Below are 20,585 nucleotides of genomic sequence, written 5' to 3' on the forward strand. Positions count from 1 at the left end.
CTAAACCACCGGCTCCCTGACGATTTCGACCCAGGCGGCGCCGCTGTCGAGGACGCGTGGCTGCTTCCACACTTCCACCGGGAACGACACCATCACGACCGACTGCATCAGGTGCATGAGCCGCTTGGCGTCATCGGGCATGCCGTGCAGCGGGAACCGGGCGTCGAGGTACACCATCACGTCCTCGAGGCGCGCCATGCCGACATCGTAGAGGTTCTGCATCTCCTCCATCGTCGAAGCGAGCCGCTTGGCGTAACGCTCGGGTTCGGTGGGCAGGATCCAGTCGCTGAACCGCTCCAGATCGGCGAACTCCTCCGGCAGCAGGCGTTCCTTGGTTCCGTTGGTTTCAGACATTGGCCCCCTCCTTTTCGGTCTTGCTGGCAGATCCGTTGGTGGCAGCCTTCGCGGCCTGCTCGAGCTTGTACTTGTCGACGTACTTGTGCGCCGTGTGGTGCAGGTGGCGCAGCAGGATCTCTTGGTCGCACAACGGGAATTCGGTGACGGCGCGGGTGCCGATCTGGGTCTGCGTCGCCTCGAGGGTGTTGGCGTCCTGCAGTGCGTACTCCTTGAACGTCACGGCCGCGAGTTCCTGGGACAGCCGCTGGCGGGTGTTCTTCGGGGGCACGAAGTACAGGTTGCACTCGAAGATGTGCTTGTCCACGGCGGTCGGCCAGTAGTTGTAGGTCAGGTACCAGCCCGGCGCCCACAGCAGCAGCGTGAAGTTCGGGAAGAACTCGAACGAGTCCTGGCCCCACGTCGGCTGTCGGGCCGGGTTGACGGCAGGCGGCAGCTCGTCGGGCAGGATGCCCTTGATGTCGGGCCGGTCCCACGGACCGAACAGGCCGCTGTGCAGGATCCGCTCGATCGGCTTGACCATGTTGAGGTCCTTGGGCGGGCTCATACCACCCCACGACGAGATCATCGAGTGTTGATCCTTGATGTCGTAGTGCAGGGCTTCGAACCCGACCTTGGCGAGCTTGGCGGCCTCTTCGGCAGTCGCCTGCTTCATGTGAAGGATCGGTGCGTGGTAGAACTCGACGAACGCGTCGATGAAAAGCTTCCAGTTCGAGTTGATTTCGGCGCGGTAGCTGTACACCTCGGTCATCTCGTGGAAGGGGTAGCCCTCCAGCCCCTTGGCGAAGTCGCCGAGGTAGTCGACCAGCGGTTCGGCGTCGTCGTCGAAGTTGACGAAGATGAAGCCTTCCCAGACCTCGCAGCGGACGGGCTTGAGCGGGTAGTCGGCCTTGTCGACGTCGAAGAACTCGTCCTCCTGCTGGATGAAGGTCAGCTCACCGTCGAGCGCGTAGCGCCACGCGTGGTACTTGCAGGTGAACTGCCGGCAGGATCCGGAGACCTCTTCGCCGGGGTAGTCGTTCCAGACCAGCTTGTTGCCGCGGTGCCGGCACAGGTTGTAGAAGGCGCGGACCTGGCCGTCCTTGTCCTTGTTGACGATGATCGAGGTGCCGGCGCCGACCGACGGCATCTCACGGGTGAAGTAGCTGCCGGCCTTCGGCAGCCGCTCCACGCGGCCGACATGCAGCCACAGCTTGCGGAAGATGGCCTGCTGCTCCAGCTTCCACTGCTCGGGGTCGATGGAGTCCGTGTAATCGACCGGCGCGGTGCCGAGCTCGGGCCAGTTCTCTGTCCAGCTGCCTGCGGCAGGCTTCGGGAAATGTGCCATGGAATTGTTACCTCTCCTGGTCGGGTTCTACGCCAAAGGTGTTGATCGCCATGGCAAGTGCGCCATAGCAGCCGATTGTGAAGACGAGGTCCATCAGCTGACGCTCGTCGAGGTGGGACGACAGGGCCGTCCAGGTGGAGTCGGAGATCACCGAGTCGTGGTGCAGCTCGTCGACCGCCGTCAGTACTGCGCGGTCGAATTCATCGACGGCCTCGCCGCGTTCGATGCCTGCGATCACGTCGTCGGACAGGCCCGCGTCGCGGCCCATGGCGACGTGATGACGCCATTCGTACTCGCAGTTCGAGAGGCGGGCGACGCGCAGGACCACGAACTCGCGAAGACGCTCCGGCAACGTCGTGCCGTACAGCAGTTGGAAGTTGAACCGGAGGAACGCTCTGGCCAGCTTGGGGTGGCGCAAGAGCGTGCCGACCAGGTTTCCGGCCGTCTCGGGATTGCGGAGCTCGGCCGGCATCAGGCCGGAAAGGGCCTGTTCGGCCACGCCGTCCCACTGGTCCGCGGGCAGTGGGGCTAGTCGCACTGCCGGACTCCTCTCACTCATGAGAATCAGGTTCTCATATTTCGCCAATAGATTTCCACTCTTTGGTGTCGGCGTCAACGGAGTGGTCCCGAATCGCCGGCCGGTGGAACGCCGGAGCGTGCCGGACGGCGCGGTCTGCCAGCGTCGATGTCGATGCCGAACATTGATTCTCGCTGACGGAGAAGCTAGTTTCCTTAGAAGGAGAACTAGAGGCCGATGTCACGTGCTCCCGCTCGGAAGGGTGGGAACGGAAGGAGCGCCGTCATGAACCGTGATGACATGATTTTGATCAGCGTGGATGATCACATCGTTGAGCCGCCGGATATGTTCAAGAATCATCTGCCGCGCAAGTATTTGGATGAGGCGCCGCGGTTGGTGCATAACCCGGACGGCAGTGATACGTGGCAGTTCCGGGATGTGGTGATTCCGAATGTGGCGCTCAATGCGGTGGCGGGTCGCCCGAAGGAGGAGTACGGGCTGGAGCCGCAGGGTCTGGATGAGATCCGGCCGGGGTGTTGGCAGGTTGATGAGCGGGTCAAGGACATGAATGCCGGCGGGATTTTGGGGTCGATGTGTTTCCCGTCGTTTCCGGGTTTCGCGGGCCGGTTGTTCGCCACCGAGGATGCGGAGTTCTCGTTGGCGTTGGTGCAGGCCTACAACGACTGGCATGTCGAGGAGTGGTGTGGGGCGTATCCGGCCCGGTTCATTCCGATGACGTTGCCGGTGATCTGGGATCCCGAAGCGTGCGCCAAGGAGATCCGTCGTAATGCGGCGCGGGGGGTGCATTCGTTGACGTTCTCGGAGAACCCGTCGGCGATGGGGTATCCGAGTTTCCATGATTTCGAGCATTGGAAGCCGATGTGGGATGCGCTGGTGGATACCGACACGGTGCTCAATGTGCATATCGGGTCGTCGGGTCGGTTGGCGATCACGGCACCGGATGCGCCGATGGATGTGATGATCACGTTGCAGCCGATGAACATCGTGCAGGCGGCGGCGGATCTGTTGTGGTCGCGCCCGATCAAGGAGTATCCGGATCTCAAGATCGCGCTGTCTGAGGGTGGGACGGGCTGGATTCCGTATTTCCTGGAGCGGGTGGATCGCACCTATGAGATGCATTCGACGTGGACCGGGCAGGACTTCAAGGGCAAGCTGCCCTCTGAGGTGTTCCGGGAGCATTTCCTGACGTGTTTCATCGCCGATCCGGTCGGGGTGGCCACCCGTCATCAGATCGGGGTGGACAACATCTGCTGGGAAGCCGACTACCCGCACTCGGATTCGATGTGGCCCGGCGCCCCCGAGCAACTCGACGAGGTCCTCAAGGTCAACAGCGTGCCCGATGACGAGATCGACAAGATGACCTATCAGAACGCGATGCGCTGGTATCACTGGGACCCGTTCACCCACATCCCCAAAGAACAAGCCACCGTCGGGGCACTGCGCAAAGCCGCCGAAGGACACGACGTCTCCATCCAAGCCCTCTCCCACAAGGAGAAGACCGGAGCGACGTTCGCCGACTTCGCAGCTCGCGCCAAAGAGATCACCGGCAACACGGACTGAGCTGACACCTCCGCCGAAGCTGCATTCCACGGGCGAAAAGACGCGCGACGACGGCGTGGAATGCGATTTCGGCGGTCATGGATTTGAAGGAGTGAGGGCTATGACGTCCATGCCGGGCGGGATGAGTTTCGAGCTGACCGAGGATCAGGAGCTGATCCGTAAGTCCGTTCGTGAGCTGGCGAGCAGGTTCGACGACCACTACTGGATGGAGAAGGACCAGGCGCACGAGTTCCCGCAGGAGTTCTACGACGCGATCGCCAACGGCGGCTGGCTGGGCATGACCATCCCGGAGGAGTACGGCGGCCACGGCCTTGGCATCACCGAAGCGACGCTGCTACTGGAGGAGGTGTCGCGATCGGGTGCCGCGATGAACGGCGCCAGCGCGATCCATCTGTCCATCTTCGGGATGCAACCCGTCGTCAAGCACGGCTCCGACGAGCTGAAAGCCGCAACGCTGCCCCGCATCGTCAACGGTGACCTGCACGTGTGCTTCGGGGTCACCGAACCAGGTGCGGGACTGGACACTTCGCGTATCACCACGTTCGCCAAGCGCGAAGGCGACAAGTACCGTGTCAACGGCCGCAAGGTGTGGATCTCCAAAGCGCTGGAGTCCGAGAAGATCCTGCTGTTGACCAGGACCGAGTCGCCGGATGACCTGGAAAAGCGCGGCGCGAAGAAGACCGACGGGATGACGCTGTTCCTCACCGACCTGGACCGCAACCACGTCGACATCCGGCCGATCAGGAAGATGGGGCGAAATGCGGTCAGCTCCAACGAGGTGTTCATCGACGACCTGATGGTTCCGGTCGAGCACCGGGTCGGTGAGGAAGGCAAGGGCTTCAAGTACATCCTGGACGGACTGAACCCGGAGCGGATGCTGATCGCCGCCGAGGCGTTGGGCATCGGGCGGGTGGCGCTGGAGAAGGCCGTCAAGTACGGCAACGAGCGCCACGTGTTCAACCGGCCGATCGGCATGAACCAGGGTCTGCAGTTCCCGCTCGCCGACTCACTGGCCCGACTCGACGCCGCCGAGCTGGTGCTTCGGAAGGCCACCTGGCTCTACGACAACGGCAAACCCTGTGGGCGAGAAGCCAATACCGCGAAGTACCTGTGCGCCGACGCAGGTTTCGGTGCCGCTGACCGCGCGCTGCAACTGCACGGCGGCATGGGGTACTCGGAGGAGTACCACGTCTCGCGCTACTTCCGTGAGTCGCGGCTGATGAAGATCGCGCCGGTGAGCCAGGAGATGATCCTGAACTTCCTCGGTGAGCACGTGCTCGGACTGCCGAGGAGCTACTGATGCGCGGCTACTTCGATCTGGCCGGGCGTTCCGCGCTGGTGACCGGCGCGGCGGGGGGCATCGGCTCCGCCGTCGCGCAGGCACTGGCCGACGCGGGTGCGGCGGTACTGGTCACCGACATCGACAAGGACGCCGCCGCCGTCGTCGCCCAGCGGATTTCGGATTCCGGCGGTCGCGCCGAGGCCGCCGCGCTCGACGTGTCCGACCGTGACTCCGCCGACGCCGCGGCCGCGCAGGCCGCTGCGCTCACCGGCGGGGCACTGCACATCGTCGTCAACAACGCGGGGGTCACCAGGCCTGCGATGTTCGACAAGACCACGCCGGAGTCGTTCCGGCTGCTGTTCGACATCCACGTGATGGGCGCATTCAACGTCACCCAGGCCGCGCTGCCGTTCATCCCGATCGACGGCACCGGGCGGATCGTCAACGTGACCTCGGCGGCCGGGCTCACCGGCACGCTCGGCCAGGTCAACTATTCGGCGGCCAAGGCCGGCATCATCGGCTTCACCAAATCACTGGCGCGGGAACTGGCCACCAAGGGGATCACGGTCAACGCGCTGGCCCCGCTGGCGGCCACCCCGATGACCGAAACCATCCGTACCAACGAGAAGTTCGCGGCCAACATGATGAACCGCATCCCGATGAAGCGCTGGGCCGAACCGTCGGAGATCGCCGGTGCCTTCGTGTTCATGGCCTCGGATGCGGCGTCGTACGTCACCGGGCAGGTGCTGCCGGTCGACGGCGGCATGGTTATCTGAACAGGTGAGCAGTTCCCAACCGAGCGCCGCGCCCCTGGCTGGGGTCACCGTCGTCGCCATGGAGCAGGCCGTGGCCGCGCCGATGTGCACCCGGGTGCTCGCCGACTTCGGTGCCCGCATCATCAAGGTGGAAAACCCCAACGGCGGCGACTTCGCCCGGGACTACGACGACGTCGTCAACGGGCCGGGAGGTCTGGCCGCGCACTTCGTGTGGTCAAACCGGGGCAAGGAGTCGGTGACGCTCAACACGAAGACCGCTGGGGGATTGGACCTTCTGCACCGGTTACTCGACCGTGCCGACGCCTTCGTGTCGAACCTGGCCCCGGGTGCGACGGCACGCCTCGGTGTCGCTCCCGCCGACCTCGCTGCGCGGCATCCCAGGGTGATCCCGGTCGAGATCGACGGGTACGGGCCCGGCGGCCCGCTGTCGCACAAGCGTGCCTACGACCTTCTGGTGCAGGCGGAGTCCGGGTCCTGCGCGGTCACGGGATATCCGGGCATGCCGGCCAAACCAGGACCTGCGGTGGCGGACTTCAGCACCGGGCTCTACGCCGCGATCTCGATCCTGGCGCTGCTGTACGGGCGCGCCCGTCACCCGGGATCCGCTCCCGCGCCGTCGGTGGAACTGAGCCTGTTCGACGTCATGACCGATGTGATGGGCTATGCGCTGACCTACACCCAGCACTCCGGTATCGACCAGGAGCCGCTCGGCGTGGGCTCTCCGGCCGTTGCGCCGTACGGCGCGTTCCCGACCCGCGACGGCCAGACCGTCGTGCTCGGCACCACCAACGACCGTGAATGGCAACGGGTGGCGCGCGAGATCATCGACCGCCCCGATCTCGCCGACGACCCTCGGTTCGCAACCAACTCCGATCGGTGCGCACACCGGCAGATCCTGGAGGAGGCCATCGGAAGCTGGTGTGCCCAACACGATCTGGCCGAGATCCAGAAGACGGCCGACGCGGCCGGCATCGGGAACTCCCGCTACAACCTGCCCAGCGAGGTCGTCGTCCACCCACATCTGGCGGCCCGTGACCGGTGGCGCACCGTCGCCACGCCGAAGGGCGATATCCAGGCGCTGCGCCCACCACCGGTGATCAGCGACTTCGAGCAGCCGATGGGTGCGATCCCCGGTCTCGGAGAGCACACCGACGCGGTGCTCACCGAAATTGGCGTCACCCCAGACGAATTGAGGCAGCTGCGGGCCGATGGCGCGATCGGGCCGGCTTACCGTGGTTGACGACCAGGTGCTGTTGTCAACGGATCGTGACGGCGTGCGCACGCTGACCCTCAACCGTCCCGAGCGCCGCAATGCGCTCGACGCACGGTTGTGGGTGGAACTCGCCGACGCGCTTCGAGACCTCAAACGCGATCACGACGTCCGGGCGCTGGTGTTGACCGGCGCGGGTGGCGCGTTCTGCTCCGGTGCCGACATCGGCACCGGTGAGCAGATCCACCCGCGCTACAAGCTGGACCGCCTCACCGACGTGGCGCTGGCCCTTCACGAGCTGGCCGTGCCGACCATCGCGAAGGTCACCGGCATCGCCGTCGGCGCGGGATGGAACCTGGCGCTGGGCTGCGATCTGGTGGTCGCCACCCCGGAATCGCGGTTCTGCCAGATCTTCTCCAAGCGTGGGCTGTCGGTCGACCTCGGCGGCTCCTGGCTGCTGCCCAGGATCGTCGGCCTGCAACAGGCCAAGCGTCTGGTGCTGCTCGCCGAGATGATCGGCGCCGACGAGGCGCGTGATCTGGGCCTGGTGACGTGGGTGAAGCCGAGCGGCGAGATCGATGCCTTCGTCGACGATCTCGCCGACCGGTTGGCCGGCGGTCCGCCGTTCGCGCTCGCGCAGAGCAAGGCGCTGCTCAACGACGGTGCCAACGCCACGCTGCGGGAAGCGCTGGCCAACGAGGCGCGTGCCCAACCCGGCAACTTCGCGACCGCGGATTCGGTTGAGGCATATGCCGCGTTCGCCGCGAAGCGGGAACCGGAGTTCACCGGGGCATGGGTCCAGTACGAGAAGCCCACCCAGAAGGATGAGGAGTAGAGGGTCATGCGGGAAACGGTCATCGTCGGTGCCGTGCGTACGCCAGTGGGTAAGCGCAACGGCGGTCTGTCCGAGCAGCACGCGGCCGATCTGTCGGCGGTGGTGCTCAACGAGCTTGTCGAGCGCACCGGGGTGGACACCGACGTGATCGACGACGTCATCTGGGGCTGCGTGTCCCAGGTCGGCGACCAGTCGAGCAATATCGGGCGGTATTCGGTGCTGGCCGCGGGCTGGCCCGAGCACATCCCCGGCACCACGGTGAACCGGGCCTGCGGGTCGAGCCAGCAGGCGCTCGACTTCGCCGTGCAGGCCGTGATGTCGGGTCAGCAGGACGTGGTGGTGGCCGGGGGAGTGGAAGTGATGAGCCGGGTCCCGCTGGGAGCCGCGCGCGCCACCGGGATGCCCTACGGGCCCAAAGTGTTTGCCCGCTATGACGACTTCTCCTTCAACCAGGGCATCTCGGCCGAGATGATCTCGCAGAAGTGGGGCTTCTCCCGCACCCAGCTCGACGAGTACTCCGCGCTGTCGCACGAACGGGCCGCCGCGGCGCAGGACGCCGGCGCGTTCAAGGATCAGATCGTGCCGGTATTCACCGAAGGTGCGGACGCGGGGAGCAAAACAGGGGGAAGCGCGGTCACCGAGGACGAAGGCATCCGCCGCGGCACCACGGTGGAGAAGCTGGCCGGTCTCAAGCCGGCCTTCACCGAGGACGGCGTCATCCACGCCGGCAACTCGTCGCAGATCTCCGACGGCGCCGCGGCGCTGCTGGTGACCACGATGGAGAACGCGGTGAACCTCGGGCTGACCCCGCTGGTGCGCTACCGCGCAGGCGCGGTCACCGGCGCCGACCCCAGACTGATGCTGACCGGCCCGATTCCGGCGACCGAGAAGGTGCTGCACAAGGCGGGTGTGACGCTCGACGAGGTGGGCGTCTACGAGGTCAACGAGGCGTTCGCGCCGGTGCCGCTGGCGTGGCTCGCGGACACCGGGGCCAACGCGGCCAAGCTCAACCCGCTCGGCGGCGCGATCGCGCTCGGCCATCCCTTGGGGGCGTCCGGCGCCGTGCTGATGACGCGGATGATCCATCACATGCGCGACAACGGGATTCGTTACGGGCTGCAGACCATGTGCGAAGGCGGCGGCACCGCCAACGCGACGCTGATCGAACTCGTCAAATAGCAGGCTTGGAGGACATCGGGTGCGCAGAGATCTCTTCACCGAAGACCACGAGGCGTTCCGCGAACTGGCCCGCGACTTCGTCGACAAGGAGGTCGTGCCGCATTACCCGCAGTGGGAGAAGGGCGGCCGGATGCCGCGCGAGGTCTTCGAGCGGATGGGCGAGCTCGGGATGCTCGGTATGGCCATCCCGGAGCAGTACGGCGGCGGCGGTCAGCCCGACTACCGGTACAACGTGGTGCTGCAGGAGGAGGCGGCCCGTGCCCTGGTGACACTGTCGACGGTGCGCACCCAGCTGGAAGTGATCCTGCCGTACTTCCTGCACTACGCGAACGACGAACAGCGCGACCGGTGGTTTCCCGGCTTGGCGTCGGGCACGGTTCTCACCGCGATCGCGATGACCGAGCCGGGGACCGGCTCAGACCTCGCGGGCATGCGCACCACGGCGGTCCGTGACGGCGACGACTACATCGTCAACGGCGCCAAGACCTTCATCACCGGTGGCATGCAGGCCGACCTGGTGATCGTCGTCGCCCGCACGTCGACCGATCCGGACAACCGGCGTAAGGGGCTGACGCTGCTGGTCGTCGAGGACGGCATGGACGGGTTCACCCGGGGCCGCGAGCTGGAGAAGATGGGCTGCAAGGTCCAAGACACCGCCGAGTTGTCGTTCGTCGACGTCCGTGTCCCGGCGGCCAACGTGCTCGGTGAGGTCGACGAGGCGTTCGGATACCTGGGGCACAATCTCGCGCAGGAGCGGCTGACAGTCGCGGTGGGCTCGGTGGCCCAGGCGCGCTCGGCGATCGCCGCGGCGATCGAGTACACCCAGAGCCGCAAGGCGTTCGGCACCCCGGTGGCCTCGTTTCAGAACACCAAGTTCGAGCTTGCGGCCTGCTCGACCGAGGTGGAAGCCGCCCAGGCGATGCTGGACCGGGCCGTCTCGCTGCATGTCGAGGGGGAGCTCTCCGGCGCTGACGCGGCCAGGACCAAGCTGTTCTGCACCGAGATGCAGCAGCGGGTGGTGGACCGCTGCCTGCAGTTGTTCGGCGGCTACGGCTACATGATGGAGTATCCGATCGCCCGGCTGTACACCGATGCGAGAGTGGCCCGGATCTATGCGGGCACCAGCGAGGTGATGAAGGTGATGATCGCCAAGTCGCTCGGCCTCTGAGTGATTTCGGTGTAGTTGGTCTCGCCCACGTTGACCAACGACGCCGAAATCGCGACGTGACACCCGTCAAGAAATTTGTAAGCTGAGACCCTTGTCACAGCGGCCAAACCTACCTACTGTGTGTTCACTAGGTTGGTTCAAGCCGAGGAGATGAGTGTCAGCCCCCGAGTCCGCCGCGTCCGATCTGGGCAACGCCAAGAGGCCCTACGCGACGCTGTTCGCCAAAGGTGAGGACCGCAGACAGCGGATCCTGGCGGTGGCGGAGCGGCTGCTGGCACGCAACGGGTGGCGCAGCACGTCCCTCGCGCAGATCGCCAGGGAGGCGGGCGTCACCCCTGCGGGACTGCTGCACCACTTCGAATCCAAAGAGCAGCTGCTCAATGCGGTGCTCGACGCGCGCGACGCCGATGACGACGCGCATGCCGACCGGTCCGGCGACCTCATCGCCGAGCTCACCCGGGTGCCCAAGCGCTTCGAACGGTCACCCGAGCTGGTCGGGACGTTCATGGTGCTGCTGGCCGAGAACCTCGCCCCCGACGCGCCGCTGCACGACCGCCTGCACCAGCGCTACCGTGCCGCGGCGGACATCATCAAAGACCTCATCACCCGCGGTCAGCAAAAAGGGCTGTACCGCAAGGACTTCGACGCGGCCACCAAGGCCACGGAGATTCTCGCCTTCATCAACGGAATGGAGATCCAATGGTTACTCGATCCTTCAATCCCGCTGACCGAGGTGTACCAGGGGTACGCGGAGTCGCTGGCTCGAGACCTGGCGGCGCAGCCGAGCCCGACATGAGGTACCGGCTCGACGTCGTCGCCCCGAACGTGGCTGACGCCGTGCGGTGCGCGGGTGGCTGGGTCTACGACCGCGTCATGGCGGGGTGGGACGTCACGGTTCTGGTCGGAGCCGACGAAGACGTGCGTCCGCTGGAGATCCTCGGCGCCGCCACCCTGGACCTGGAATCGGTCCTGGCGGCGTGGGAGCAGCGTCCGCATCCCCAGACCGTTGCGGTGGCCGCCGGCCTCTTCGGCCGTGACGAGCGGGTGCGCCGCGGCGTGCTCGGTGCGCTGGAACAGGGCGGCACCGAGGTGACGTTGTGGGGTGGGCCGGTGCCGTCCGAACTGGGCGGCAGCGTCGATCCGGTCCAACACCGCCTCAGCGCGGCTGCCCGCGCGTTCAAGGCTGCGGCGCTCGCGGCGGCCTGCGGTGCAGCCACCGAACCGGTCGGGCTGAGCGAGACCTTCTGTTGCGGCATGATGGCGTCGGTCGCCGCGGACCTGGTCCCGGCCAGCTGAGATTCAGCTCAGGTCGATGACGACCTTGCCGATCGCGCGGCCGTCGCTGACGTGGCGCAGCGCAGCTACGGTGTCGTCCAGCGAATACACCGCGCCGACATGGGGTTTGACTCGACCCGAGACGAGCAGCTCGCGCAGCTCCACCTCGTTGCGGGTGAACTCGTCGGCGGGGACGTCCTGGAACTGAAACCCCAGCACGTGGACTCCCTTGATGAGAACCAGGTTCAGTGGGATGCGGGGGATGACCCCCGAGGCGAACCCGACGCTGACGAAGCGACCGCCCCTGCCCAGTGAGCGCAGCGCAGGTTCGCTGACGTCGCCCCCGACGGGGTCGACCACGACGTCGGCGCCGTCGGGAATCGCCTGCCGCAGCGCCTGCCGCAGCTCGCCGTCTCGGTGGTTGATCAGCGTCGCAGCGCCGTAACCGCCTGCCACAGCCAACTTCTCGTTCGAGGAAGCCACTGCGGTGACGCGCGCTCCGAGCGCCACGCCGAGTTGGACCGTGGCCAGCCCGACGCCGCCGCCGGCGCCGAGAACCACCAGCTCGTCACCGGCCGACAGCCGTGCCGTCGATCGCAGCGCGTGATACGCCGTGCGGTGCGCGACGCCGAATGCGGCCGCGGTCCGCGCGTCGACGCCGTCGGGGACCGGGGTCAGGCCGGCGGCGTCGGCCACCACCCGTTCGGCGAACGCGCCGAACATCCCGGTCCCGGCCACCCGCTCGCCGACCGTGAAACCCGTTGTGTGTGGCCCGATCTCGTCGACCACGCCGGTGAACTCGCTGCCGGGGACGAAGGGGGGTGCCACGCTGACCTGATAGGAGTCGGCCACCAGCAACACGTCGGGAAAGTTGACGGCAGCGGCTTCGACACGCACCACGACCTGTCCGGGCCCGGCACTCGGTTCCGGCCGCTCCTCGACGCGCACCACCTCGGGAGGCCCGTACTGCGGACACACCGCGGCCCTCATGGCCGCGTCAGCCCCGGTAATCCGTGGACTCGGCGAGTTCGGCGGCCGAGGCCATCAGGCCGGTCACCACCGGCCCGAACGCCAGCAGCTTCTCGTCGTCGCCGGCCCGCTGGAAGCCCTGCTCGAGCACGATCGCCAACTTCCACTTCGCCAGCACCAGGTAGTAGTCGAGATCGTCGACCTGGCGGCCCGACACCTCGGCGTAGTGCGCGACGACATCGTCGCGTGACGGCATGCCCCGCATGTCGACGTAACCCATCTCGGACGGTTCAGGCGCGTCGGTATGTTCCGGCCACGACTGCACCATCCATCCCAGGTCCAGCTTCGGGTCGCCGACAGTCCCCATCTCCCAGTCGACGATGGCCGCCAACTGCGCGGGAGCCCCGTGGCGGTACATCACGTTGGCGAACTGGTAGTCGCCGTGCATCAGGCCGGGGATGAAGTCGAGTGGCTTGTGGGCGCGCAGCCAGTCGGTGGCCACCTCGAGACCCGGCAGGTCGCGCCTCTTGATGCGTTCGAGAAACCCGATCCAGCGGTCGACCTGTCGTTCGTGGAAGCCGTCCGGGCGGCCCAGATCCTGCAGGCCCTTGGCTCGCCAGTCCACCTTCGACAGCAGCGCGATGCCCTCGGCCAGTTGATAACTGAGCCCCGGCCGGGTCGACACGTCGCTGTCGAAGGGCTCGGGCCACTTTCCGTGGGTGTCCATCGGGGACCATCCGTCGACGAAGCCCATCAGGTAGAACGGGCGACCCAGCACCGACGCGTCCGTGCAGACGCCGACCGCCGCGGTGTGGGGGACATCGGTGCCGTCGAGCGCCTCGATGATGCGCCATTCCCGCAGGATGCCCTTGTCGCGGTCCGACGGCGCACCGGGTGGCGGCATCCTCAGCACGCAGTGGTGGTCCCCCCGACGGATCTCGAAGATGACATTCTGCGTGCCGCCCGACAGGAAGCGGGCAGCCAACGGTTCACCCTTGCCGGGATATCCGGAGTTGTCCATCCAGTCGGCGAGCCGGGCGGTGTCGAGGGATTCGCTCACAGGTTGCCGACCTCGTTTTCCAGGTACTCCGCGTATTTCGCCCGTGCCGCTTCGCGTTTGGCCGGGATCCACTCCGAGGGCCACAGGCCCTCGGCCGGCCGGTAGTCGCGCAGTACCTGCTTGGCGACGGTCGTCTTGTGCACCTCGGTCGGCCCGTCAGCCAGCCCCATCACCGCGGCACCGGTCACCATGCCGAGGAAGGGGACCTCGTTGGTGACGCCGAGCGCGCCGTGAACCTGCATGGCCCGCCAGGCGATGTCGTGCAGCACTGTCGGCATCACGACCTTGACCGCGGCGATGTCCTTACGGACCTTCTTGTAGTCGTTGTACTTGTCGATCTCCCAGGCGGTGTAGAGCACCATCAGCCGGAACTGCAGCAGTTGGGCGTAGGAGTCGGCGATGTAGCCCTGCACGAACTGTTTGTCCGACAGGCGGCTGCCCTGCGTCTCGCGGCTGAGCGCGCGCTCGCACATCATGCCCAGGGCCTTGCGGGACAGGCCTATGGTGCGCATCGCGTGGTGGATGCGGCCACCGCCGAGGCGGGTCTGCGCGATGACGAACGCCTGCCCCTCACCGCCGAGCAGTGCCTCCGCGGGCACCCGCACGTTGTCGTAGTGGATCAGCGCGTGCGAACCGTGCTCGGCGCCTTCGCCGTAGAGGCCGATGTTGCGTTCGATCTTCACCCCGGGTGTGTCAGTGGGGACGAGGAACATCGACATCCCTTGGTAGGCACTGACTTCACGATTGGTGACCACCATGACGATGAGGAACGACGCGGTGGCCGCGTTCGAGGAGAAGAACTTCCAGCCATTAATGACCCAGTCGTCGCCGTCGCGCACGGCGCTGGTGGTGAACATGGTGGGATCGGCACCGGCGTGCGGTTCGGTCATCGAGTAGCAGGAGAACAACTCCCCGTCCAACAGCGGACGCAGGTACTTCTGTTTCTGTTCCTCGGTCCCGTAGTGGGCGATGATCTCGGCGTTGCCGGTGTCGGGCGCCTGACAGCCGAAGATGACCGGCGCCCACTGGGAGCGGCCCAGGATCTCGTTGAGCAGTGCAAGCTTGAGCTGGCCGTACCCCTGGCCGCCGAGGTCGGCGCCCAGATGCGTGGCCCACAGACCGCGGCGGCGCACCTCCTCCTTGAGAGGGTCGATCGCCCTGCGCCGCTCGCCGTCCAGCGGCACGAACTGCTGATGGGGAAACGCGAGGTCGAGCGGCTCGACCTCCTCCCGGACGAATTCGTCCGCCCAGTCCAGGACTTTCTGATACTCAGGGTCGGTCTCGAAACTCCACATGCGGCCTCCTTGCCGTGTATCCGTTGACGAGCGTGCAGATGTCAGCCGTGACGACCTCGGCGAACGAGCGCGACCCGAACGCTCCGGCCGCCCAATGCCGGGCGCCCTCGCTGACCATCGTCTGCGCCAGGTAGGCCAGATGGGCGGTATCGACCGTGCCGGGCAGCTTTCCGTCGGACCTGGCCCGGGTGAAGAGCTCGGTGAACATGTCGGCGTCCACATCCGGCGGGCTGCCGTCGGCCATGATGCGGTGCTCGTGCCGGTAACCCTCAAGGATCGTCTCGATGATCAGTTCTCTGGGGTTGCGGGCCATCGAGCGTTCGAACGCGGTCAGCGCCGCCGAGACGACGGACTCGATCTCGTAGGGCTTCTTCAACAGCGCGTGGATCGTCCGGTGCGCGGACTGCGTGGACAGGACGCCGACCTCGAAGAGCACGTCTTCCTTGCGCGGGAAGTAGAAGTAGAAGAGCGCTTTGGAAACTCCGGCCGCGGTGCAGATGTCGGCGACGGTGGTGGTGGCGTAGCCCTTGGTGCGCCACAGCGCCATCGCGGCCTGAACCAGCATGCGCTTGGTCTCTCGGGACCTCGCACGCTGGAAAGAGGCTCGACGCTGACCGTGGTCAGGTTGCGTATCGGGCCGGGTAGCCGCCACATCGTGAAGATAACAGGCAAAATCATGGGAGCCAATAGTTGACCGAAGCCTAACTATGGGTACCTGAAGATCGTCCTCGGCAGAATGGGTCGCATGCGTGTGCTGAGGGCCGCCGCGTTGGTGTTCGCCCTGCTGGCGTTCGTCGCCGGAGGGCTCCAGCTGGCGGCGTTCTTCTCGGCCGGGTTTGTGCGGCACCTGATCGTCGGTGTGTTCGCGTGTTCGGTGGGTGTCTCGGTCGGCGTAGCAGCCGTCGCGTCGATCGTGCGGTCCCGGCGAATGTCGTCAGAACTCCGAGACGACCGAGGCCAGGAATTCCGCCGTCCGCTCCCGTGATCGGCGCCGCGAAGCGGGGTCGTCGCCGAGCGGCACGATACGGGCGGCGAGATCGGTGACCCCGGCGTCGCGGTAGGCGCGCAGCCGGTTCAGCACGCAGGACTCGTCACCGGCGGCCATCGTGTCGCCGACGTCTGCGGCGTCGCCGTGCTCGAGCAGCGCGACGTAGTTGGGGGAGAAGTGGGCGTGCCCGAGGAGCTCACTCGCGTAGCGCTGTGCGGCGTCGACGTCGCCGGGCGCGCACACCGCGACGGGAACCCCGGCGACCACACGGGGTGCCGGGCGGCCCGCTGCGTGCGCGGCGGCGGTGATGCGCGGTGCGACATGCTCGGCGATCGCACGCTCGTCGGCCATCCACAGGATGGTGCCATCGGTACGCTCCCCGGCGATCCGCAACATCGTCGGTCCGAGCGCCGCCAGCAGGACCGGCGGGGAGAGGTCGCTCACGTCCACCGGGCTGTGCACACGGAAGCTGTCGTTGTCGACGTCGACCTGCCCCGGCCCGTCGAACGCAGCGGTCAGCACCTCGAGGTGATCACGCAACTCCCGCACCGGTCGCTGGTAGGGAATTCCCAACTGCCCGTTGATGATCCAGTCATGAGAAAGTCCCAGGCCGAGTGTGAATCGCCCGCCGCACGCCGCGTTGGTCGTCAACCCCTGCTGCGCCAGGATCATCGGATGCCGAGTCTGGATCGGGACCACCGCGGTGCCGAGTTCGATGGTGGTGGTGGAGGCGCCGAGCAGCGCGAGGGCCGTCATCGCGTCCAGGTAACCCGGTACCTGCGGGAACCAGAAGGAGCTGAACCCGAGTGCTTCGGCTGCGGTGCCGTCGGTGATCACGCCGTCAAGTCGGTCCCGCCGCGGCCGATCTCTGTCCGAGCCGACCATCAGGCCGATACGCATGACACTCTTCTCGTCTCCTTCGAGGATCTGCGGTCGCCGGGCACGGGAACCTCCGCCACGGAGCGAATGTCAACTACTTGCGACGCCGTCGCGCAGCATATACCTCGCGCGGCCGCGGAGCGGACAGTTCCTTCAGCGCTGCCAGGAACCACTCATCCATCCGGGAGCTGAGCTCGGCCAGGGTCGCCCCGCTGGCGTGGCTCGCGGACCCGAACACTCGATCCATCGCCTCCGCGTCGGTCGCGGCACCGATCGACAGGCACAGGCACCCGACTCCGTCGGCGCGCAACTCCTCGAGCGCTTTGCGGGAATCGGCCTCGGCATAGCGTCCTTCGTAGCCGTCGTCGTAGGGAAAGCCGTCGGACAGCACGAGCAGCAACCGGTGAGGGGTCCCCGCTTGCTTCTTGAGGATGTCGCCGGCGCCACGGATACCGGCTCCGAGCCGGGTATAGCCCGATGGATGCAGCTGACCGAGGCGGGCCGGGCCCTTGGCGCCGAAGCGCTCCCCGAAACTCTTGATCACCGGTAGATGTACTGCGCGTCGGCCCTGCGACCGGAATCCGTACACCGCCACGCGGTCGCCGAGTTCTTCGAGCGTCAGGGCCAGCGTGGCCGCCGCCCGGCGTTGGTGCTCGTGGACGGCGAGCCCGTCGCCGTCGGCGTCGGTCGCCGATCCCGAGGCATCGACGAGGATGAGCACACCGAGGTCACGGGCGAGCTTTCGGCGCTCGGTGTACACGTGCTCGGGCGGTGAATGGCCCGATCGGAGGTCGACGAAGAGGTCGATCAAAGCCTCGGTGTCCACGTCGTCGCCGTCGGCGCGGGCATGCAACACCTTCGGGCCCAGGCCGATTCGAGCCAGCCGGCGCCCCAGCACGGCGTCACGTTCGGCACCGGCGACGGTAGCCCCCGCTGCGGCCGTGACCGGGAAATCGATCACGCGGCACCAGTCCTGCCGATACCCGCCGCGGTACACATCCCATTCCGGGTACCACGCGCCGCCGATCCCGATTGCGGCACCTGGCTTCTCGTCCCCGGTGAAGCGGATCGGAGTGGGCAGCGGCCGTGCGTGCACACCGGCCCTGGACATCCGCTGGATCGAGCCGACTCCCAGCTCACCGCCGGCACCCTCGCTTCCGGAAGAGCGAGATCTGCCGAACAGCGTCCGCAGGAAGTTCGCGGGCGCCTGCGCGCCGAGGGGAACCTCGAACAGCCGCAAGATCCAACTCTTCTCGGCCGGCCCGTCGTCGTCGTCATCGTCCAGCTCGGACCCATCGGCGTGCTCGACGGCCGTCCGGATGTCGGCGTCGGTAGCCCGCCCACCTGACTCGACGCCGGCGTGGATCAGTTTCGACGGTTTGATCGTCCCGAACCAGTCCGGCGGCGCGTCGAGCTTCGTTCTGCCCGAGGCGATGTTCAGCGATTCCTCGGAACTGGTGGACTGCGGCGGAGCGGCGGGACCGACCGCTGCCGCGAGCGGGACGCGCTGGGCGAGTTCGGCCAGGACACGGTGAGCTTCGAGGGCCAGGTAGCGGCGCGCGAGCGGGGGTCGTGCCCGCAGCCGCCTGACGTACTCCGCGTCGAGGCTTCCGGCTCCGAGAAGTGCACTCTGGACCAGCACTTCGCGGCGCTGCGTATCTTCGTCAGCGTTCGCCGATACGAAGACGACCCGGCCATCGGTGTAGGCGGATCCGCCCGCGGGGACCTCGGCGACGCCGACCGGCCGTCCTGCGAGGAATCCGGCCAGGAACCGGAAGCGGTCTGGTTCGCAGCGCTCGGTGGTCACCGCCGTGGCAGGACGGCATCGACGAGTTCGCCGAGGCCACGGATCACGTCGGGATCGTCGGACAGCACCTCGACCACGGCCGACTGGACGGCATCGCGCAGGTGCAGACCTTCGGCGACGAGGCCGCCCGCCAGAATCAGCATGCGGGTCGATGCCACCTCGCTCAGTGCTGCGCCGTCGAGATTTCGGATGGCGTTTCCGAGGGCGACCAGGGAACCGGCGGTCGACTCGTCGATGCCCGCCTCCTGCGCGACGACCTCGGTCTCGATCTCGGCAGCCGGGAAATCGAGGCTGATCGCCACGAAGCGCTGCCGTGTCGAGTCTTTGAGGCTCTTGAGGATGCTCTGGTAGCCGGGGTTGTAGGAGATCACGAGCTGAAAGCCCGGTGCCGCCGACAGTGTGGTGCTGAGTCGATCGATGGGTAGCTCGCGACGATGGTCTGCCAGCGGATGGATCACCACTGTGGGTCCTGACGCGCCTCCACGATCTCGTCCAGGTAGCAGATGGCGCCGTCACGCACGGCTCTGGTCAGCGGGCCGTCCACCCAGACCGTCTCGCCACCTTTGAGCAGGAAGCGGCCGACCAGGTCTGCCGAGGTCATGTCCTCATGGCCGGCGACTGTGATCAGTTCACGTCCGAGATCGTGAGCCATCGCCTCGACGAAACGGGTCTTCCCGCAACCCGTCGGTCCCTTGAGCAGGACCGGCGAACCGCGGCGGGCCGCCGCCCGGAAGATCTCGACCTCCGGGCCGGCGGCTCGGTAGAACGGCGCCGGCGAACCCGCTTCGGCGGTCAGCCGACAGTTATCGACCGTCATCACCGTTCGTTCTCTGGATCGGCACGACGGGCGGCATCTCCACCCCGTCCGGCAGCACGAGCTCACCGTCGTGGTTGACGTACCCCGAGTGCCTGGTTGGCAGGGGCAGGTCGGGATTCGGGCACGGTCGGTCGGTTCCCTCGCCGCAGATGCCGGGGTTGAAGTAGGAGCGCTTCTGCACATCTTCGGGCCACGGATCGCCCTGCATGCCGAGCCAGGTCGCCGGGACGTTGTAGAAGAGGAAGAAGCATGCGCTGACACCGCCGAAGATCGCCAGGAAGCGGACGAACTGCTGCTTGACGAATCCGCCACGGACGCGGTCCAATCCGCGCTCGACCACGGTCCGGCCCCGGTTGTCGGTGAAAAAGCGCAGGCAGCACAGCGCCGCCTGGACTCCGCCCCACATGAAGCCCTCGTAGATGGGGTACTGGTAGTAGGTGCCGGCGTTGATCGACAACTCCTGGATGGCGCCGGGGTAGGAGTAGAAGCCGATCGGAAGGAGGATGAGCCCCTCCATGATGAAGTCGAAGACGATGGCGATCGCATAGGTGACCAGCACCAGCCGCAGATTGCTGATCCCGGGCCACCGGTTCTTGATCTTGCGCATGAGCGCGCATCCGACGATGGTCAGCAGCAGGACGCCGTACATGTAGCCGGGAATGTTGGTCAGCAGTGGCTCGGGCACGGTATGGCCTGGTTCCTCGTGGGCCACCCACCCCGGGAAATATGGAGCCCACGAACCCTGATTGAACAACCATGCGTTGTACGTGCACCAGGTGCTGTAGTAGTTCAGCATCGGATCCTGGAACATCATCAGTCCCATCGACACCAGCAGCATGCCGTCGAGCGTGATGCGCCTCTCCCGCACCCAGGGGCGAATGAGGAAGAACCACAGCGCGAATGGCAACCCGATCCAGAGCGCGACCGCATTGGCCATCAGCGGGATCTTCATATACAGCGGTGGCTCGCTCGGGCCTCCCGCCACCGGCTCGAAGTAGGGTCCGCTGACCCACCGGATGAACACATAGAGCGTGTACGCCAGGAACACGGCGCCGACAGTCGCCCAGACCTTGAAGGCGTTCGACTGCGACGGGCCCTGCTTGCCGAGGTCAGCAGTACCGCTGACGGATTCGGTGACGGCGGGCTTTCTGGACAGATCACTCATGATCGGTTTCCCCTTGACGATCGTGGAAGCGGTCGGCGGTGCGGCCGATCCAGCCGGCTGCAAATATACTCACCGGTATCTAAGATTCCAATAGGTCTTCC

The 20,585-nt window shown here is 66.5% G+C and carries 20 protein-coding genes and 1 pseudogene; 10 read left to right on the plus strand and 11 right to left on the minus strand.

Translation table 11 applies throughout. The features are described from left to right. The 3 genes from BN976_RS14800 to BN976_RS14810 are packed head-to-tail and all read right to left on the minus strand — an operon-like array spanning position 1 to position 2,219. On the minus strand, positions 1-354 hold the full coding sequence (locus BN976_RS14800; protein WP_011781369.1) for a hypothetical protein: 354 nt from the start codon (positions 352-354) through the stop codon (positions 1-3). Then, entirely contained in the window at positions 347-1,681 is a 1,335-nt protein-coding gene (locus BN976_RS14805) for an SRPBCC family protein (protein WP_011781368.1), read from the minus strand. Before BN976_RS14805 ends, BN976_RS14800 begins: the two co-directional genes overlap by 8 nt. A gap of 7 nt (positions 1,682-1,688) precedes the next feature. Then, the gene (locus tag BN976_RS14810; protein WP_011781367.1) at positions 1,689-2,219 is read right to left on the minus strand and encodes a carboxymuconolactone decarboxylase family protein; all 531 of its coding nucleotides are present in this window, start codon (positions 2,217-2,219) and stop codon (positions 1,689-1,691) included. 264 nt (positions 2,220-2,483) lie between these two features. Between BN976_RS14810 and BN976_RS14815 the strand changes: the two genes are divergently transcribed. From BN976_RS14815 to BN976_RS14855, 9 genes are all read left to right on the plus strand, one after another. Beyond that, on the plus strand, positions 2,484-3,779 hold the full coding sequence (locus BN976_RS14815; protein WP_036371623.1) for an amidohydrolase family protein: 1,296 nt from the start codon (positions 2,484-2,486) through the stop codon (positions 3,777-3,779). A 109-nt stretch (positions 3,780-3,888) separates the two neighbouring features. Continuing rightward, the gene (locus BN976_RS14820) at positions 3,889-5,079 is read left to right on the plus strand and encodes an acyl-CoA dehydrogenase family protein (protein ID WP_199558964.1); all 1,191 of its coding nucleotides are present in this window, start codon (positions 3,889-3,891) and stop codon (positions 5,077-5,079) included. Then, positions 5,079-5,837 carry an SDR family NAD(P)-dependent oxidoreductase gene (locus BN976_RS14825; protein ID WP_011781364.1) on the plus strand — a complete coding sequence of 253 codons (759 nt, stop codon included), beginning with the start codon at positions 5,079-5,081 and terminating at the stop codon, positions 5,835-5,837. Before BN976_RS14820 ends, BN976_RS14825 begins: the two co-directional genes overlap by 1 nt. 4 nt (positions 5,838-5,841) lie before the next feature. Continuing rightward, entirely contained in the window at positions 5,842-7,077 is a 1,236-nt protein-coding gene (locus tag BN976_RS14830; RefSeq protein ID WP_011781363.1) for a CaiB/BaiF CoA transferase family protein, read from the plus strand. Then, entirely contained in the window at positions 7,046-7,882 is an 837-nt protein-coding gene (locus tag BN976_RS14835; RefSeq protein WP_199558951.1) for an enoyl-CoA hydratase/isomerase family protein, read from the plus strand. Before BN976_RS14830 ends, BN976_RS14835 begins: the two co-directional genes overlap by 32 nt. A 6-nt stretch (positions 7,883-7,888) precedes the next feature. Continuing rightward, positions 7,889-9,061 (plus strand): thiolase family protein, encoded by a 1,173-nt coding sequence (locus BN976_RS14840; RefSeq protein WP_036371625.1) that lies wholly within the window; start codon positions 7,889-7,891, stop codon positions 9,059-9,061. Between the two features lie 19 nt (positions 9,062-9,080). Next, on the plus strand, positions 9,081-10,229 hold the full coding sequence (locus tag BN976_RS14845; protein ID WP_036371626.1) for an acyl-CoA dehydrogenase family protein: 1,149 nt from the start codon (positions 9,081-9,083) through the stop codon (positions 10,227-10,229). Positions 10,230-10,383: 154 nt separating this feature from the next. Further along, positions 10,384-11,025, plus strand: coding sequence for a TetR/AcrR family transcriptional regulator (locus BN976_RS14850; protein WP_011781359.1), 642 nt, complete (start codon positions 10,384-10,386; stop codon positions 11,023-11,025). Next, positions 11,022-11,525 carry a hypothetical protein gene (locus BN976_RS14855; RefSeq protein WP_011781358.1) on the plus strand — a complete coding sequence of 168 codons (504 nt, stop codon included), beginning with the start codon at positions 11,022-11,024 and terminating at the stop codon, positions 11,523-11,525. Before BN976_RS14850 ends, BN976_RS14855 begins: the two co-directional genes overlap by 4 nt. 3 nt (positions 11,526-11,528) lie before the next feature. Here the strand turns inward: BN976_RS14855 and BN976_RS14860 are convergent, their stop codons facing one another. From BN976_RS14860 to BN976_RS14875, 4 genes are read right to left on the minus strand one after another with little or no spacing between them, the layout of a single operon-like run. Continuing rightward, positions 11,529-12,494 carry an NADPH:quinone oxidoreductase family protein gene (locus BN976_RS14860; RefSeq protein WP_011781357.1) on the minus strand — a complete coding sequence of 322 codons (966 nt, stop codon included), beginning with the start codon at positions 12,492-12,494 and terminating at the stop codon, positions 11,529-11,531. A 7-nt stretch (positions 12,495-12,501) separates the two neighbouring features. After that, complete coding sequence (locus BN976_RS14865; protein WP_051558456.1) at positions 12,502-13,494, minus strand: phosphotransferase family protein; 993 nt, start codon at positions 13,492-13,494, stop codon at positions 12,502-12,504. Between the two features lie 35 nt (positions 13,495-13,529). Further along, on the minus strand, positions 13,530-14,828 hold the full coding sequence (locus tag BN976_RS14870; RefSeq protein WP_036371628.1) for an acyl-CoA dehydrogenase family protein: 1,299 nt from the start codon (positions 14,826-14,828) through the stop codon (positions 13,530-13,532). Next, positions 14,803-15,393, minus strand: a complete 591-nt coding sequence (locus BN976_RS14875; protein ID WP_086008441.1) for a TetR/AcrR family transcriptional regulator — start codon at positions 15,391-15,393, stop codon at positions 14,803-14,805. Before BN976_RS14875 ends, BN976_RS14870 begins: the two co-directional genes overlap by 26 nt. A gap of 180 nt (positions 15,394-15,573) precedes the next feature. Here BN976_RS14875 and BN976_RS14880 point away from each other — a divergent pair, with 180 nt between their 5' ends. Then, complete coding sequence (locus BN976_RS14880) at positions 15,574-15,813, plus strand: hypothetical protein (RefSeq protein ID WP_036371630.1); 240 nt, start codon at positions 15,574-15,576, stop codon at positions 15,811-15,813. Here the strand turns inward: BN976_RS14880 and BN976_RS14885 are convergent. The 4 genes and pseudogenes from BN976_RS14885 to BN976_RS14900 all read right to left on the minus strand — a co-directional run bounded on the left by BN976_RS14885 (position 15,763) and on the right by BN976_RS14900 (position 20,484). Further along, positions 15,763-16,716 carry a TIGR03564 family F420-dependent LLM class oxidoreductase gene (locus BN976_RS14885; protein ID WP_036371631.1) on the minus strand — a complete coding sequence of 318 codons (954 nt, stop codon included), beginning with the start codon at positions 16,714-16,716 and terminating at the stop codon, positions 15,763-15,765. The genes BN976_RS14880 and BN976_RS14885 overlap by 51 nt on opposite strands. 73 nt (positions 16,717-16,789) lie before the next feature. Then, positions 16,790-18,502, minus strand: a complete 1,713-nt coding sequence (locus BN976_RS14890; protein WP_036371632.1) for a nitric oxide reductase activation protein NorD — start codon at positions 18,500-18,502, stop codon at positions 16,790-16,792. After that, positions 18,499-19,319 (minus strand): annotated as a pseudogene (locus BN976_RS14895) (AAA family ATPase). Before BN976_RS14895 ends, BN976_RS14890 begins: the two are co-directional and overlap by 4 nt. After that, a complete protein-coding gene (locus BN976_RS14900) occupies positions 19,306-20,484 on the minus strand; it encodes a spirocyclase AveC family protein (protein WP_036371633.1) in 1,179 nt (392 codons plus the stop codon). The pseudogene BN976_RS14895 and the gene BN976_RS14900 overlap by 14 nt, the downstream one beginning before the upstream one ends. Positions 20,485-20,585: the final 101 nt, after the last annotated feature.

The organism is Mycolicibacterium austroafricanum (assembly GCF_000612725.1).
Taxonomy (GTDB): domain Bacteria; phylum Actinomycetota; class Actinomycetes; order Mycobacteriales; family Mycobacteriaceae; genus Mycobacterium; species Mycobacterium austroafricanum.

Coding starts and splice junctions, on each gene's coding strand:
- BN976_RS14800 (WP_011781369.1), bottom strand. CDS start 354: ATGTCTGAAACCAACGGAACCAAGGAACGCCTGCTGCCGGAGGAGTTC.
- BN976_RS14805 (WP_011781368.1), bottom strand. CDS start 1,681: ATGGCACATTTCCCGAAGCCTGCCGCAGGCAGCTGGACAGAGAACTGG.
- BN976_RS14815 (WP_036371623.1), top strand. CDS start 2,484: ATGAACCGTGATGACATGATTTTGATCAGCGTGGATGATCACATCGTT.
- BN976_RS14820 (WP_199558964.1), top strand. CDS start 3,889: ATGCCGGGCGGGATGAGTTTCGAGCTGACCGAGGATCAGGAGCTGATC.
- BN976_RS14825 (WP_011781364.1), top strand. CDS start 5,079: ATGCGCGGCTACTTCGATCTGGCCGGGCGTTCCGCGCTGGTGACCGGC.
- BN976_RS14835 (WP_199558951.1), top strand. CDS start 7,046: ATGGCGCGATCGGGCCGGCTTACCGTGGTTGACGACCAGGTGCTGTTG.
- BN976_RS14840 (WP_036371625.1), top strand. CDS start 7,889: ATGCGGGAAACGGTCATCGTCGGTGCCGTGCGTACGCCAGTGGGTAAG.
- BN976_RS14855 (WP_011781358.1), top strand. CDS start 11,022: ATGAGGTACCGGCTCGACGTCGTCGCCCCGAACGTGGCTGACGCCGTG.
- BN976_RS14860 (WP_011781357.1), bottom strand. CDS start 12,494: ATGAGGGCCGCGGTGTGTCCGCAGTACGGGCCTCCCGAGGTGGTGCGC.
- BN976_RS14865 (WP_051558456.1), bottom strand. CDS start 13,494: ATGGACAACTCCGGATATCCCGGCAAGGGTGAACCGTTGGCTGCCCGC.
- BN976_RS14870 (WP_036371628.1), bottom strand. CDS start 14,828: ATGTGGAGTTTCGAGACCGACCCTGAGTATCAGAAAGTCCTGGACTGG.
- BN976_RS14875 (WP_086008441.1), bottom strand. CDS start 15,393: ATGCTGGTTCAGGCCGCGATGGCGCTGTGGCGCACCAAGGGCTACGCC.
- BN976_RS14880 (WP_036371630.1), top strand. CDS start 15,574: ATGCGTGTGCTGAGGGCCGCCGCGTTGGTGTTCGCCCTGCTGGCGTTC.
- BN976_RS14885 (WP_036371631.1), bottom strand. CDS start 16,716: ATGCGTATCGGCCTGATGGTCGGCTCGGACAGAGATCGGCCGCGGCGG.
- BN976_RS14900 (WP_036371633.1), bottom strand. CDS start 20,484: ATGAGTGATCTGTCCAGAAAGCCCGCCGTCACCGAATCCGTCAGCGGT.